Source organism: Bifidobacterium sp. MSK.13.1 (assembly GCF_019131435.1).
In the GTDB taxonomy this organism is placed as follows: domain Bacteria; phylum Actinomycetota; class Actinomycetes; order Actinomycetales; family Bifidobacteriaceae; genus Bifidobacterium; species Bifidobacterium pseudocatenulatum.
Window position 1 is genome coordinate 251,796 of sequence record NZ_JAHOMM010000001.1, and the last position, 14,244, is coordinate 266,039.

Consider the following 14,244-nt stretch of genomic DNA (forward strand, 5'->3'; position numbering starts at 1 on the left):
TCTTCAACAGTAGCGGTTCCGGAAAGCGATTTCCGTGCGCGATTCCCTCACGCCATCGGAAGTTTCCCCGCAGTTCACTTTCGTGAGATCCGCCATACCGAAATATGAGACGGCCCGTCCAGCAACCGATGCGTTGGACGGGCCGTCTTTCATGCGCTTACATGCGCTTGACGATGTTCACCGCGATTTTCGCCGCGGTGTCGGCATATTCGGAAATGTCGAATTCCTTGAATTCCACGTAATCCGTGTCGGCATTGTCGCTCAACGCGCGGATGACCAGCACGGGCAGGCCGTTGCGCGCCGCGACATGCGCCACCGCGGCGCCTTCCATTTCGACCGCGTCCGCGCCGGTTTCGCGAATCACCTGCTCCACTTTCTTCGGATCGTCCACGAAATAGTTGCCCGTGGCGATGATGCCGGTGATGTGATGCACGCTCAGATCGGTCAGCACCTTATCGGCGACTTCGATCAGACGGTCGTCGGAGTGGAATTCCTCCACCGGCTGGTCCGCAGTGCCTGGCTTCCACTGGCCGACGAGACGCATGTCGGTGTCGAGGTAGCGCAACGTGCCGCCAAGCACCACGTCGTTGATGTGCAGATGCGTGTTGAGATTGCCTGCGATGCCGGAGAAGATCACGGCGTCAGGCTGGTCCGCGTCGATGAGATGCTGCGTGGTGGCGGCGATATTGACGGTGCCCATGCCGCCGACCGTTGCCGCAACGTTGACGCGAGTGCCCTTGTTGGTTTCGATGGTGCCGCGCGTCACGCAGACGCCGGCTTCCTCCGTTACGGTGATGTCGCTCAATGCGGATGCGATATTGGCGACTTCCTCGTCCATGGCGCCGATGATGGCGATTGTGCTCATGCGTTCGTTCCTTTCGATTGCTTCACGCTTTTCGCTCGGTTTCGCTTATTTTCGCTTCGCTCACTTCCAGCGGCGCTTGCCCACAGCTTGCGCAAGTTCGCGCAGCAACGCTTCCGTAATCTGCCAGCTCAAGCATTTGTCGGTGATGGATTGACCGTACGTGAGTTCGGCGAGCGGTGCCGGTTTTTGACTGCCACCTTCGATGAAGCTTTCCATCATGATGCCGGTGATGCCTTCCTCACCTTCGGCGATACGGCTTGCGATATTACGTACCACTTCGACTTGGCGATGTTCGTCTTTGCCGGAATTGCCGTGCGAGCAGTCCACGATCAGACCGTGTGCCGCCGCGGATTCGACCGGCATTTCCTCACGGATGAGCTTCATGGCATTCGCCACGGATTCGGCGTCATAGTTCGGGCCGCTGCTCGAACCACGCAATACCACATGGCAGTCGGGATTGCCAAGCGTTTTGACTACGGCCGCACGACCCATATGATCGATGCCGAAGAACGTATGCTGCTGTGCCGACGCAAAACACGAGTCGGTCGGCGCTTTGATGGAACCGTCGGTAGCGTTTTTGAAGCCGATCGGCATCGACATGCCCGAAGCGAGCTGGCGGTGCACCTGGCTTTCCGTATTGCGAGCGCCGATCGCACCCCAGCTGACCGCGTCGGAAATGTATTGCGGGCTGGTTGGTTCCAGGAATTCCGTGGCGGTGGCCAAACCTGCGTCCAATACGCCAAGCAGCGTACGACGGGCCAAAAGCAGGCCTTTTTTGATATTGCAGCTGCCGTCGATGTCGGGATCGTTGATCAAGCCTTTCCAACCGACCGTCGTACGCGGTTTTTCGAAATACACGCGCATCACAATCAGCAATTCTCCGCCCAGCTCGTCTTTCAACGCGGCCAAGCGACGGGCGTAATCGAGTGCGGCAGCCGGATCATGCACGGAACACGGACCGACGATCACCAGCAATCGATCGTCCTGGCCGTACAGGCAGGCACGAATCTCATCGCGTGAATAGGCGACGATCTCTTGCGCCTGATCGCTGAGCGGCAGGTCCCCCAACACCTGCGCCGGCGTGGGAAGCACCTCGAATTCAAGCACCCTGCGGTTCACGATGCGGCTGATGCCGACCTGATCTTCCCAGCGTGGCACATCCGTAGCCACCAGCGGATTCTTTCCCTCATCCATGGCCTCGCGGATGGCGCGAAGCTCTTCAGGCGTGTTCAGCTGCTGCTGCATTTCACTGCTCTCCTTGACAATCACCTATCTCCCCAAGAATATCAATCAAATGGCAGTCGCTATGCAAAAACCGTGCGATTACGCAGTTACACGTATTCCGCACGGTTAGTTATTTGCGATTATTTGCGCTTATTTGGCGAGTGCGCGACGGCTTTCGACCGCATCGGCAAGCGTGTGCAGCAACTGTTCGGTACGTTCCCACGGCACGCAGGCGTCGGTGATGGATTTGCCGTACTCGAGCTGGTCGAGCGGAGCGGGCTTCTGATTGCCGGCTTTCAGGAAGCTTTCCATCATGATGCCGCTGATGCCCGACTCTCCCGTTGCGATGCGGGAGGCGATGTTTTCGATCACTTCGGCTTCGCGCACTTCGTCCTTGCCGCAGTTGCCGTGCGCCGCGTCGATGACAAGACCGTGCTCGCTCGGGCCGGACGCCTTGGAAACCTTCAGATCGGCCAACGCCTTCGCCACGGAATCGGTATCGTAGTTCGGGCCGTGCGAGGAGCCGCGCAACACCAGATGGCAATCGGGATTGCCCTTGGTTTCGGCGGAAATCACACGACCGTCAAGATTGATGGACAGGAAATGATGCTCGAAGGCGGCCGCGAAGCAGGAATCCGCTGCCGGCTTGATCGAACCGTCGGTGGCGTTCTTGAAGCCGATTGGCATCGACATGCCCGACGCGAGCTCGCGATGCACCTGGCTTTCGGTGTTGCGAGCGCCGATCGCACCCCAGCTAATCAGGTCGCAGATGTACTGCGGGGTGATCGGATCCAGCCATTCCGTGGCTGCCGGGAGTCCAACGCTCAGCACGTCGGTCAGCACCTTGCGTGCGAGCCACATGCCCTTGCGAATATTGAACTGGCCGTCGAGATCGGGATCGTTGATCAGACCCTTCCAACCGATGGTGGTGCGTGGCTTTTCGAAATACACGCGCATCACAATGACCAGTTGGTCTTCCAGTTCTTTTTTGACCGCGGCGAGTTTTGCCGCGTATTCGTGCGCCGCTTTCGGATCATGAATCGAGCATGGGCCGACGATGGCAAGCAGACGATCGTCTTTGCCGTTGAGCACATCGCGGATTTCCTGACGGGACTTCAACACCAGATCGCTCATCTCATCGGTGAGTGGAATTTCCTTCAGAAAATATCGGGGAGCCGGAATCGGGTCCAACTGTCGAATATTGACATCCACGGTCTCCGGAAACACGGCGTTATCCAACAACTGCGCATCCTTCGAACTATCTGGACCGCGAAGACCTGACATCTCTTCTGCTCCTCCTTATACCTGCATACCTGCTTCATGCATACTGTGCATGGATGATAATCACCGAAGTTACCTTAACGGATAAAAGTGGAATAACACGAATGCCGACTGCATGCTGGACTTTTTGCGAAGTCCCATGCAGTCGGCATTCGTCAATCGGTTTGTCGGTTTACGTATCAGTCAGCCAGAGCGCCCATCGGATCCCATGCGGGGAGCATGGTGGCTGGCTCGTCAAGAGCGGCCTGATATTCGGCAGGGAGCAGCGCCTTCGGCACGGCGACCTCGTACACGTATTCGGTGAACCAGTCGTCGCTCATAGTGAAGTAGCCCTTGTCTGCGATCTTGTCGCCCCAAGAGTTCTCCACACGCCAACGACGGGTGGTCGTGCCGTCTTCGGCCACGTCCACGCCGACGAACGCCATAGCGTGGTTCATCGCGGAATCGGCGAAACGCACGCGATCTTCCTTGTTCAGATCGAAGTCGACGCCATACACCTTGCCGTATTCAAACAGATCAGTAGCCCAAGCGCCGTTTTCACGATCCATCATCGGGTGGCAGTCAGCACCGAACCATACTGGAATGCCCTGCTCTTCGAGAATCTGACGCACGCAATCCTTCATGAACTGGTTCGGCACGTTCAGGTATTCGGTCGGGTCTCCCCCGGCCACATTACCCAAGTGCTCGATACCGATCTTCTTGCCCTTCGCATGCTCCTGACGAGGATCGTCGACCAGGCACACGTAGCTTTCCAAATCAGCGGAACCGACGTACTTCTGCCAGAATTCCACAGGCGTGACCTCACCATCGCGGTGGAACTCGCCGTCCTTGTCGGTCCACTCCCAGTCGAAGCTCTTCGGCGGCTCGCCCAAGTGAATCGTCAGAATGCGGTGTCCGGCGGCGGTCGCTTCGGCGATTACCGATTCGATCGAAGCCGGATCAGCATACATGTGCGCGACGGCCGTATGCAGCAGGCGACGCAATTGCACGTTCATTTCGCCGGTGTTCTTGGAGGATTCGGTTTCCGGGAACAGATCCTTCGGAACGGCACCGTACTTCTTGTACACGTTCATGGCCATGGTCCACTGGCCGCCGTCGCCCATCACGTCGGCGAGCAGATGCTGGATCAGGCGGGAGTCGGACGGCTCGCCGGCCTTCACCAGTTCGGCCACGTCCTGCAGGAAGTAGTTGACGCGCTCGAGCTTGTCGTAGTACATGGCATAGTTCTGGGAGAACTCGAATTCCTTCAGCCCCATGTTCTTCTTGGCCACGAAACGAGCCACGTTCAGCGAGCTGAACAGCCAGCAACGGCCGGAACGATCCTGATGGGTGGCGGTGCCATTGTCGACAATGGTGGAGAATCGGCGCTGCATCAGGCGGGCGCGGTCATAGTTGCGTGCCACCTTGTTGATGCCAGCCGCGGTGACCGCGTTCATGGCCATACGGTTGTGGTCGCTGGCTTCGAAATCCTCAACCAGCGTTGCCAATGCATCAGCGCTCAACGGCGTGATGTCAGTCATTGTTCTGTTCCTCCTGTGCTTCTTCGCCCTGGTCAGACTGCTCGTCTTCGGACGGTTCTTCAAAATCGTCATTATTCTGCTGTTCGTCGGAGACAACATCCTCGTCGAAGGTCACTTCCGGTTCGCCCGCAACAGTTTCGCCACTCTCGTCGTGCGATTCCGCCGGAGTTTCAGCTTCAGCTGCGGAATCATGCTGTTCGCCGTCGATGGAATTGACCACGGACAGGCCGTTCGCGCCGAAACCGGAGAACGCGTTGGCAAACATGGCACGCAGTTCACTGACACGCTGCGTGATCTGCGCCTCACGGGTCTGCAGGTCGGCGATGCGCTGCTGCACACCTTCAAGCTCGCTCTTGGCTGCCTCACGACGCTCGTTGATCTGCTCGTCGGCCTCTTCGGTGGCCTGCTTGAGAATGCTGGCAGCCTGCTTGTCGGCTGCCTCACGCTTGTCGGAAGCGTATGCCTCGGCCTCATCGCGCGTATGCTGCGCTTCTGAAATCAGCTCGTCGGACTGCTTCTTGGCGATTTCACGGCGTTCGTTCAGGTCGGCGAGCAGCTCGTTGACCTTCTTCGTAGCCTCATCCTGCTGGGCGGAAATGTCGGCGCGAATCTGCTCCACCTCGGCATTGACCTGGCTGATGGTCTTGGTGCGATGCACTTCGGCCTCGTCGGTGATCTCCTGTGCCTTGGCTTTGGCGGTATCCGTGATTTCCGAGGCACGGCGCTGCGCGTCCGTCATCATCTTGGACACCTGCTCACGCACGTCGGCCAGCTTCTTGTTGGCTTCGGCCAACGCGGATTCGATCTGGTCGTTGGTCTCGCTTTTCATGCGGTTGATCTCGTCATTGGCGTTCTTGCGCTGCGCCGCGATCTGCTCGGTGGCTTCGGCGCGCAGATCGGAGAGCTCGCGCTCCTGCGTGGCGCGCTCCGATGCGAGACGCTTGTCGTGCTCCTCACGGGAGTTCGTCAATTCCAGATCGACGGTCTGGCGCTGCGCCACCACGGCCTTCTGCGCTTCGCCACGCAGCTGGTCCGCTTCGCGCTGGGCGTTGGACTTCAACGTGTCGGCATCATTATTGGCCTTCGACAGCACCGCTTCGGCCTTGGCGTTGGCCTCGTCGAGAATACGCTTGGCGTCGAGCTTGGCGTTGTTCAGCAGGGTTTCGGCCTGAAGCTGCACCGTGGCGCGTGCCGCGGAAGCGTCTTTCTTGGCACGGTCGAGCAGCTCGGCGCTGGTTTGTTCCGCGCTGGCGAGCATCTGCTGCGCGTTGGCGCCCAGAGATGCGAACGAATTCGGGTTGGCCTTCTTGTTTTTCTCTTCCTGCAACTGTGCCTGCAGTTCAAGGATGGTCTGATCGTCGGCCTTGACCTGATCACGCAGACGGTCCACCGTCTCCTGAGCCAAAGCGAACGCCTCATCGACCCTTTCCTTGTCGTACCCCCTCAACACGATTGGGAACTGCTCAACCATGGTATTCCTTTCACGAATTCCCTTCCATCGCGCATCTTGCCCGCGCCTATCCATTTTGAACTTTAGCGCAGAACAAACGTTCGGCACACGGCAGTCGCATAATTCTCACAGAGAGCACAGAAATCGTTCGAGGAAACGCCGACGCCGTTCAGCCGAGCAGAATCTCACTTGAGGATGGCTGCAGATAATAACGCACCGATTCGCGGATCACATCGTTACCTGCGGCGATTTGCTGCGCGATTGACAGTCCATGTTGCGGATGTGGCTGCTCGTTGACGATCGGCAGGCTTACGAAACCCGACAGAATGCGCTTTTCCTGCGCTGCAGACCAGTCGAGCAAATGGTAGAACAGCGAATTGCAGACGAACGTGCCCGCATCCGAACTCAACGCGGCGGGAATCTCATGTTTGGCGAAATCGCGCAGAATCGAACGCAACGGCAGGCGCGTCCAATATGCCGCAGGCCCTTCCGGATTGATCGGACGGCGAGGCGGAATCACATTGTCGGCGTCAGGCTTGGCCGCGTCCATCAGATTCGTGGCGCATCGCTCCAACAGCACGCCGCGGGCCGAACGCTTCAAACCGGTGGCGATGACAATATCGGGATTCGCCTGTTCGATGGCGTTCAGCAACATGGGCCAGGCATTGGCGAAACTGACCGGAAGCGTCACCGTCGTCACGCTCATGGAAACATCCTGCAGAAGATCGTCGGACAGCGCCACGGATTGAGATGGATCATTCCAATATTCGGCGAGCGCCACGGGAACAAGTACGGCCGGATTCACGTCGATGCCGTCGTACGGGGTGAAACCTGAGATGACGATGTTGATCTGCTGCATGTGTTCCAGTGTACGTGGTCGAAAGGTGGGTTCGTTTACGATCAGTGCTTATGCATTTGCGAGAATGCTTCGGCGAACACCGCGTGCATGCGCGCTTTCGCTTCTTGTTTGGCATGTTCCGGGTCGAGGCTGCGCGCGATGTTCTCGGCGATCGGCATGTCGGCCTGTGTGGTGATTTTGAGATTCGTTTCGGATCCGGCGACGATGGCGACCGGCTCGTTCGGCAGATAGTCCACCACCACGCGGGTGTCGTCGGTTGGGTGGAAGTCGGGATCGGCGGTGGCGAGCTCGTAGGCTTTGGTGATGGTACCGAAACGGAAGGCCTGCGGGGTTTGCGCGCGGAATGCGTTCGTACGATCAGGCACGGAGCGCACCACCTTGCGCTCTCCAAGATCTTCGGTCAGTAGAATCGTGTCAGTGGACGCGTATGCCACGGTCGCCGCGTTGAACTGGTCGAGGCTGTCGATGCAGCCGTCGATGGATTGCTGTTCGACGAACGGTCGCACGGAATCGTGGATGAGGATTTTCGCGCCATCGGGAATGCCTGCCTGCTTGAGCAGATCAAGCGCGGAGCGGGTGCTGTCCACACGCTCGGAGCCACCCGGAATCACGGCACGCACCTTGGTATAACCGGCTTCGTCGATGAGCATGTTCACCATATTGCTGACACGCTCGTTGACCACGACGATGATGTCGCTCACGCGATCGTTGCGTTCGAACGCCTCGATGCTCCAGCAGACGATTGGCTTATCCCCCACCGAAACCAACTGCTTGGGATTGGTCTCATCGAATCGCGTGCCGAAACCGGCCGCCAACACCACGGCCACAACCGGCATCTTCTGTTCCTGCATCTGCTCTCCCTCACTCATACGTCCCACCGTAAACCCCCGAATCGGTTTGCAGCGCGTTTTGCCTTACGTTCTGCACGCAATCCGCAATAGCGCGCCGCTCTCCCACTATTCGCGCACGATCAGCGCAAGCATACGACCTTCGTGCGCTTTGCCTGCGATGGTGGCACGGCGATGCGAGAACCAGAGCGGATTTTCCAGCGTGCACAGGCTACGGCGGATTTTCTTGAAACGTTCCGCGAGCTGCGGTTCGCCTTCGCCATCGGCCTGGCAGATTTCCGCCAATTCCTCGTCTTCGGAAAGATACTGGGTGGCTGCGTTGACGCGGGCGCGGGAGGAAACGACGTTATCAGCCGGAACACCGGCTTTGGCAAGCTCCTGCAGCGCGGCGGCCGCAATATCGATGCCCGGCTGGCCGAAACGGCTCAGCGTGAAGGTTCCAGGGAACTGCGCGTCGAATTCGTCGGCAATGTCTCCGCCCACCTCGTAGCAGTCGCCGCAGATGCACGGGCCCAGCGTGGCGACAATACGCTCCGGCCTGGCTCCCTTGGACACCATCTTTTCGATGGTGGCGCCGATCACACCGTTCTGCAGGCCACGACGGCCGCAATGCGCGGCGCCGATCACGCCAGCTTCCGGATCGGCCATGAGCACCGGCAGGCAGTCGGCCGCGAACATGCCGAGCGCCACGTTCTTCTGAGCGGTCACCTGGCCGTCCGCTTCAACCACTGCCGGCTCATCCGCGGTTTCGCCCACCTGCTGAGCGGTTTCGCCCTTGCCGCCAGACACGTCGAAACCGAACGGACGGTTCATGACGAACAATTCGTCCACATCGACGGCAACGCCGGAATGCACCTGGCTGACCAAGCTCAGCTTCGCGTCGATGGCATTGGAGAGCGCCACACGATTGGCGAGCACATGGTTCGGATCATCGCCGGACTTGCCTCCGAGATTGCAGTGCGCATAATCGCCTTCGCTGGTGCCACCAAGTCGCGTGGTGTACACGACTTTGACGCCCGGCGCAAGCATGATCGGAATGGTCACCGGGATTGGATTGCCGTCCACGTCGGTCGGGTCGATCGCATTGCTGTCAAGAATCGCGTCGTCATACTGCTTGTCAGTCATTTTTTTGTTTTCCTTGATTGTTCTACGATTATTTCAACTTATTTCTGCTGATTTTCTGCGTCTACACGATGTTTTTCGCAATTATTCCGCTTTGAGCGTCGGCTTTTTGGTACGAGATCGGATGGCTGCGTTCACGGGCACTTCCTGCGGGCATGGCATGGAGAAGACATGCGCCGGATTGTTGATGGATTCGACCCAATGTCCGTCAGCGTCACGGAATCCGCCTGCGGGAACGGTGTAGGCGAGCGGCGCCGCGCCCGGTAGCACGAATTCGACTTCCTGACCGGCTTCGATTTTGTTGCGGCTCATAATGGTCACACGGCCGCCGTCTTCTTCACTCCACGAGAGCACTTCGCCAACCACCAGCCAAGCGCGGAAATACGCGGAACGGTCGGTGCTTTGCTGCACTTTGTGTTCCGGATAGTAGAAGCCGGTGGAATAGTCGCGGTGCGCCACCTTGTCTGGCTCGTCCAGCAACCAGTCAGGCAGGGACACGTGTTCCGCCGGGCGCACTCCGGCGTGATACCAGCCTTCCGGCAGGATTTCCGCAGCCGTGTTCGACTTACGCCTCGTACTACGCGCATGGTAGCTCAGATCATCCGGTTCGCCGGCGGAAGCGACTGGAACGGTTGCAATATCCGGCTTCCCCGCGAACGCGCCATCCGCATGTTCCATAATCAAATCGGTGGTTTCCGGCTTGCCGTAATCCGGATCAGACGGGCGAATCACACGGTCATGGAATGGCTTCAGCACAGTGCCATCCTCGTCTTCAAAACCGCGTTGCACCATGTATGCGTCAACGGCGGTCTTGTAAGCGTTCGTCATCGCCGCAATATAGTAGGCGCTCTTGGAACGTCCTTCGATTTTCAGACTGGTCGCACCCGAATCAAGCAGATCGTCGATATGCGCAAGCATGTTCATATCCTGCGAATTGAACAGATACGCGCCTTCCTTAGTCTGTTCTATCGGAAAATACTGGCCGGGACGCTTTTCTTCGACGATGGAATACTTCCAGCGGCACGGTTGAGCGCATTCGCCATGATTGCCGTCACGTCCGGTCAGATAATTGGAGAACAGACAACGACCGGAGAACGCCATGCACATCGCGCCATGCACGAAGCATTCGATGTCAAGATCGTCGGGAATGCGTGCGCGAATGTCTCGCACGGCCTGCAGATCCATTTCACGGGCAAGCACCACACGACGTGCACCCAACTGGTAGAAGGCGTTCGCTGCCTGATAGTTGGTGACTCCCGCCTGCGTGCTCACATGCAGTTCCAGGTTCGGCGCCACTTCGCGAGCCATGAGCATCACGCCAATGTCGGAAACGATCAGTGCGTCCACGCCGGTGTCTTTGAGCTGGCCGATGTATTCGCGCATCGCTTCGACTTCATTGTTGCGCGGCAACACATTGCAGGTCACATACACGCGAGCGCCACGCTCATGCGCGTAACGGGAGCCTTCTTCGAAATCCTCCAAACTCAGGTTTTTCGGCGCCGAACGCATGCCGAACGCTTTACCTCCGCAGTAGACGGCGTCCGCACCGTAATCGACGGCGGTTTTCAGTCCTCGCAGATTGCCCGCGGGAGCCAATACTTCAGGCTTGTTTCTTCTTTGCACGCTTGTTCCTCTTACTCGATTTTTCCGCTCTATATTCTCGACTATTCACGGGACACTTCTGCCGCATCCGGGAAATACATACGAGGAAAAACACATGCGGAAAAACAAAGGCGTCCATCGTGGAGACGGACGCCTTGACGCAAAACGTTGCGAATCTGACACTCAGCCGAGTTTGGCGAGTTCCTCTTCGGTGAGTTCGAGCTCGTCGGCCTTGAGGGAATCGAGAATGGTTTCCGGTCGATGGGCGCCGGGAATCACGAACATGTGGTCGCCCTTGGCCAGCTCCCATGCGAGCACCACACGCTGGTAGCTCACGCCACGGGCTTCGGCCACCTCGCGGAACGGATCGAACAGGCGCTCGTCGTACGGGTGACGGTAGCCGCCCAACGGACTCCAGCACACGAACGCCAGACCCTGCTCGGCGCAATAGTCAAGCGTATCTTGGGTGTCCAGATGAATCGGAGAATACTGGTTCTGCACGGCCACAAGCTTGTCGCCGAGGATCTCCTGCGCGATCTTCAACTGTTCGATGCTCACGTTGGAAACACCCGCCCACTGGGCCACGCCCTGATCGAGCAGCGCCTTGATGCCTTCGCAGGACTCGTTGTACGGCACTTCCGGATCATGACGGTGCAGGTACAGCAGATCGATGCTGTCAACGCCAAGCGCCATCGCGGACTGCTTGCCGTATTCGATCAGATGCTCCGGCTTGCCGTCACGCGGCCAAACCGGCTTGTCACCCTCCCAAGCGCGGCGCAAGCCCACCTTGGTGGCCACGGTGACTTCCTCACGCGGGCCCTTCCACGAGTCAAGCGCCTCACGCACCAGCTTTTCGCCGGTCTGTTCCTCTTCGCCCGGCGTGTAGTACGCCCAAGCGGTGTCGATGTGACGGCATCCGGCATCCAACGAGGCGTGCAATGTTTCGATACCGACATCGTGACCACGATTGTTTTCAATGGTCAACGGCATTTCACCATGGCCGATGGCCGTGGTGCGGAACGGTCCAAGATTACGGAACAAAGCCATCCCGATCTCCTTCAACAACGTACAGAGTGTCTTTCCGAATGCAACCTTACCAGCCGACCCGCCTCAGCAGACAACAAACCCACCAAACATGCGCGTAATGCCGCAGATCAGCGACCACCGAAGCTGCCGCCGCCGGAACCACCGGAGGAACCGCCGAAACCACCGCCGGAGAAGCTACCACCGGAACCACCGTAACTGCTGGACGGAGATGCCGCGGCAATCGTCGATTGAATATCAGCAAAACCTGATTCCAACTGCGCGCCAATATCACCAAAATTGGCGCTCGGCGAGAAATCCATCGAATTCGTATCAAACGAAGCAGGACCGGCGTAATGATGATTGAAATACCATGAACGGTAACTCCAGTAAAGCAGCGAATCGGAAGCGTTGGCATCAAGCCAATTCGGGTCGGCAAGCTGCGGGTACGCCTTGAGCAGCTGCTTCATCGCCTTTTCGGAAATGCCGAACGCGGTGGCGTACACCATGTAGCGACCCCACAACGTCAGATCAGCCACACCACGATCACGGAAGTCGCTGAAATCCTCCATATACCGTTTCAAACCGACCACCTGACCGGCAAGACGCTGACCATTGTCGTTAAGCCCCTTCAATTTGAGGTAGCTCAGCGCAAACACGGACGCGAACATCATCGGCGCGGAAATCAGCACGACCAACGCAAGATTGCCGATCACGCCAAAATACACTATGGAAAGGAACGCCAGGATCGCGGCGCAGATGCCTGCGGCGAACGCTCCCCCGCCGCATGACGAAGTGGCACCCAACATGGAGAATTCGCTACTGCACGCATTCGTAAACTTTTCCTGATACTTGTAGCCCTTCGACCAATCGGAGAAATTCTTGTCCATCTGTTTCAGATCGAACACCGGAGAACCAATGCGTTCGGACGCCTTCACCAGCAGGTCGAGCGCGGTACGTTCGCTCTGGCTCAGCGCCAATGACTGCGGGTTATCGAACACCACCGGCAGTATCACGATGGTGCTGGTTTTGCCTGCATCACGCGCACGAGCTGGATCATTGGAAATCAGCTGCGCGATATCGGCATTGCGAGACCGACTCATATCAATGCCCCGATACATGGCGGCCGGCCCCGGGTAAATGGCGATTGCTCCACGCGAAGCGAGCGAGAGCACGGAAGCCGACATTTTTCGGCTCGACAGTGTTTTCGAATGCTTGTTGTCAACGATATGCAGCAGTTCCGCAGCGCTGGCGGGGCTCATTTCCGGCTCGTCACGCCAATACTCGATGTCACCGTGGTATTGCGAACGATCGAAACTGTGCAATGCGAGCACAACGGCGATCACACACAAGATCAGCCCGGCCACGGCAATGGCGATCCACGTGATCAGGCGGATACGCGCTTTTGTGCGCTGCCGGTCACGCCACTGCTGCTCCTGTTGGGCCTCGCTTTCCATAATGCCGTTTTTGATGGTGGTATCACGAGTGCGTGCCACACCGCTGGTCGCACCGACGTCGAACATGGCGACCACGTCAACATAGTCGCCGGCACGAACGTCGTGCACGGTGAACTGCAACGACCCCTTATCACCACGTTCGGTGGTTGACGTACGTTCGGTGTGCAGCCAGGCCCATGAATTATCCGCCGTAATGCCATCCGGGAACGTGACGGTTCCGGTGACCTTGCCGATGGGAATCTGATTGCTCACGCCGAGCGGCTCCCATTGGAACGTGGCCACGTCTTGATAGGCGGTGGCCACGCCCTGCATGGTCATGGTCACATCGAATTTCAGGCTGCTCGCCGACGTGGTGGCGGGAATATTCCAGCCGATTTCGATTTTCTTGGAACGATCGTCGGTATTGTCGGCAACAAGACCGTCTTTTGCGGGATCGAACGGCTGCGGATTGCTGTCACCTTGCGAAACATCGGCGATATACCACTGCCCCGCATGTTCTCGATTCCATTCGTCGGTGCTATAGCTGCTTGGGATTGCGATATCACCCTGCTGGTAGGTCTCTCCCGTCGTCGCGTTGCGCACGCTGATATCGGTGATATTGGTCAGGTTGCTTTCCTTCAGCGTGTACTGCTGGTACAGCTGCTTCCACGGATGGTCGCCGTCGTCATCGCTGCGGTCGGCGAGTTTCATATCGATGTGTTGGGTGATTTTCAAATCGCCATTGCTTTGCACCTGCACATCGTAGTCGAGCGTTTTGTAGCTCAGATCGGCCCCACCGTCATCCAATGCGATGGCCAGCAATATGGCCGCTACAACGCCAACGGTGACGACGATCGCGATACCGAAGCTGCGCACCGCTCGCGACGCATGCTGTTTGGCCGTCATAATCCCTCTTTCTCGCTTCTTCTTCCCTCAGATGGCCGTACAACAGATGGCCGTACAAGCCGAATTGAACAGTAAAGCCCCATCGTCATCGGACGGGGCTTTACATGC

11 protein-coding genes are annotated in these 14,244 nt (G+C 58.2%); all 11 read right to left on the reverse strand.

Annotated features, from left to right (window positions below):
* Positions 1 to 157: 157 nt before the first annotated feature.
* The 11 genes from mtnN to KSY55_RS01200 all read right to left on the reverse strand — a co-directional run bounded on the left by mtnN (position 158) and on the right by KSY55_RS01200 (position 14,136).
* A complete protein-coding gene (mtnN, locus tag KSY55_RS01150) occupies positions 158 to 865 on the reverse strand; it encodes a 5'-methylthioadenosine/S-adenosylhomocysteine nucleosidase (RefSeq protein ID WP_072043267.1) in 708 nt (235 codons plus the stop codon).
* Positions 866 to 925: 60 nt separating this feature from the next.
* Positions 926 to 2,110 carry a 3-deoxy-7-phosphoheptulonate synthase gene (locus KSY55_RS01155; RefSeq protein ID WP_022245290.1) on the reverse strand — a complete coding sequence of 395 codons (1,185 nt, stop codon included), beginning with the start codon at positions 2,108 to 2,110 and terminating at the stop codon, positions 926 to 928.
* 129 nt (positions 2,111 to 2,239) lie between these two features.
* A complete protein-coding gene (locus KSY55_RS01160) occupies positions 2,240 to 3,373 on the reverse strand; it encodes a 3-deoxy-7-phosphoheptulonate synthase (RefSeq protein WP_022245289.1) in 1,134 nt (377 codons plus the stop codon).
* 176 nt (positions 3,374 to 3,549) lie between these two features.
* Positions 3,550 to 4,890, reverse strand: coding sequence for a C1 family peptidase (locus tag KSY55_RS01165; protein ID WP_022245288.1), 1,341 nt, complete (start codon positions 4,888 to 4,890; stop codon positions 3,550 to 3,552).
* Positions 4,883 to 6,361 carry a hypothetical protein gene (locus KSY55_RS01170; protein WP_055063001.1) on the reverse strand — a complete coding sequence of 493 codons (1,479 nt, stop codon included), beginning with the start codon at positions 6,359 to 6,361 and terminating at the stop codon, positions 4,883 to 4,885. The genes KSY55_RS01165 and KSY55_RS01170 overlap by 8 nt, the downstream gene beginning before the upstream one ends.
* A 148-nt stretch (positions 6,362 to 6,509) precedes the next feature.
* Positions 6,510 to 7,199: a pyroglutamyl-peptidase I gene (locus KSY55_RS01175; protein ID WP_022245285.1), complete on the reverse strand. Its 690-nt coding sequence runs from the start codon at positions 7,197 to 7,199 to the stop codon at positions 6,510 to 6,512.
* Between the two features lie 41 nt (positions 7,200 to 7,240).
* The gene (locus KSY55_RS01180) at positions 7,241 to 8,068 is read right to left on the reverse strand and encodes an IspD/TarI family cytidylyltransferase (protein ID WP_217749437.1); all 828 of its coding nucleotides are present in this window, start codon (positions 8,066 to 8,068) and stop codon (positions 7,241 to 7,243) included.
* 87 nt (positions 8,069 to 8,155) lie between these two features.
* Entirely contained in the window at positions 8,156 to 9,172 is a 1,017-nt protein-coding gene (locus KSY55_RS01185) for a polyphenol oxidase family protein (RefSeq protein WP_022245283.1), read from the reverse strand.
* A gap of 81 nt (positions 9,173 to 9,253) precedes the next feature.
* On the reverse strand, positions 9,254 to 10,792 hold the full coding sequence (locus KSY55_RS01190; RefSeq protein ID WP_022245282.1) for a U32 family peptidase: 1,539 nt from the start codon (positions 10,790 to 10,792) through the stop codon (positions 9,254 to 9,256).
* A 162-nt stretch (positions 10,793 to 10,954) separates the two neighbouring features.
* Complete coding sequence (locus KSY55_RS01195; protein WP_117656171.1) at positions 10,955 to 11,818, reverse strand: aldo/keto reductase; 864 nt, start codon at positions 11,816 to 11,818, stop codon at positions 10,955 to 10,957.
* Positions 11,819 to 11,925: 107 nt separating this feature from the next.
* Positions 11,926 to 14,136, reverse strand: coding sequence for a DUF2207 domain-containing protein (locus KSY55_RS01200; protein ID WP_217749438.1), 2,211 nt, complete (start codon positions 14,134 to 14,136; stop codon positions 11,926 to 11,928).
* Positions 14,137 to 14,244 lie beyond the last annotated feature (108 nt).

What these genes read in the sequence shown, in the direction of transcription:
- KSY55_RS01160 (WP_022245289.1), bottom strand. Translation starts at nt 3,373, where the DNA reads ATGTCAGGTCTTCGCGGTCCAGATAGTTCGAAGGATGCGCAGTTGTTG.
- KSY55_RS01200 (WP_217749438.1), bottom strand. Translation starts at nt 14,136, where the DNA reads ATGACGGCCAAACAGCATGCGTCGCGAGCGGTGCGCAGCTTCGGTATC.
- KSY55_RS01185 (WP_022245283.1), bottom strand. Translation starts at nt 9,172, where the DNA reads ATGACTGACAAGCAGTATGACGACGCGATTCTTGACAGCAATGCGATC.
- KSY55_RS01195 (WP_117656171.1), bottom strand. Translation starts at nt 11,818, where the DNA reads ATGGCTTTGTTCCGTAATCTTGGACCGTTCCGCACCACGGCCATCGGC.
- KSY55_RS01155 (WP_022245290.1), bottom strand. Translation starts at nt 2,110, where the DNA reads ATGCAGCAGCAGCTGAACACGCCTGAAGAGCTTCGCGCCATCCGCGAG.
- KSY55_RS01170 (WP_055063001.1), bottom strand. Translation starts at nt 6,361, where the DNA reads ATGGTTGAGCAGTTCCCAATCGTGTTGAGGGGGTACGACAAGGAAAGG.
- KSY55_RS01180 (WP_217749437.1), bottom strand. Translation starts at nt 8,068, where the DNA reads ATGAGTGAGGGAGAGCAGATGCAGGAACAGAAGATGCCGGTTGTGGCC.
- KSY55_RS01165 (WP_022245288.1), bottom strand. Translation starts at nt 4,890, where the DNA reads ATGACTGACATCACGCCGTTGAGCGCTGATGCATTGGCAACGCTGGTT.
- KSY55_RS01175 (WP_022245285.1), bottom strand. Translation starts at nt 7,199, where the DNA reads ATGCAGCAGATCAACATCGTCATCTCAGGTTTCACCCCGTACGACGGC.
- mtnN (WP_072043267.1), bottom strand. Translation starts at nt 865, where the DNA reads ATGAGCACAATCGCCATCATCGGCGCCATGGACGAGGAAGTCGCCAAT.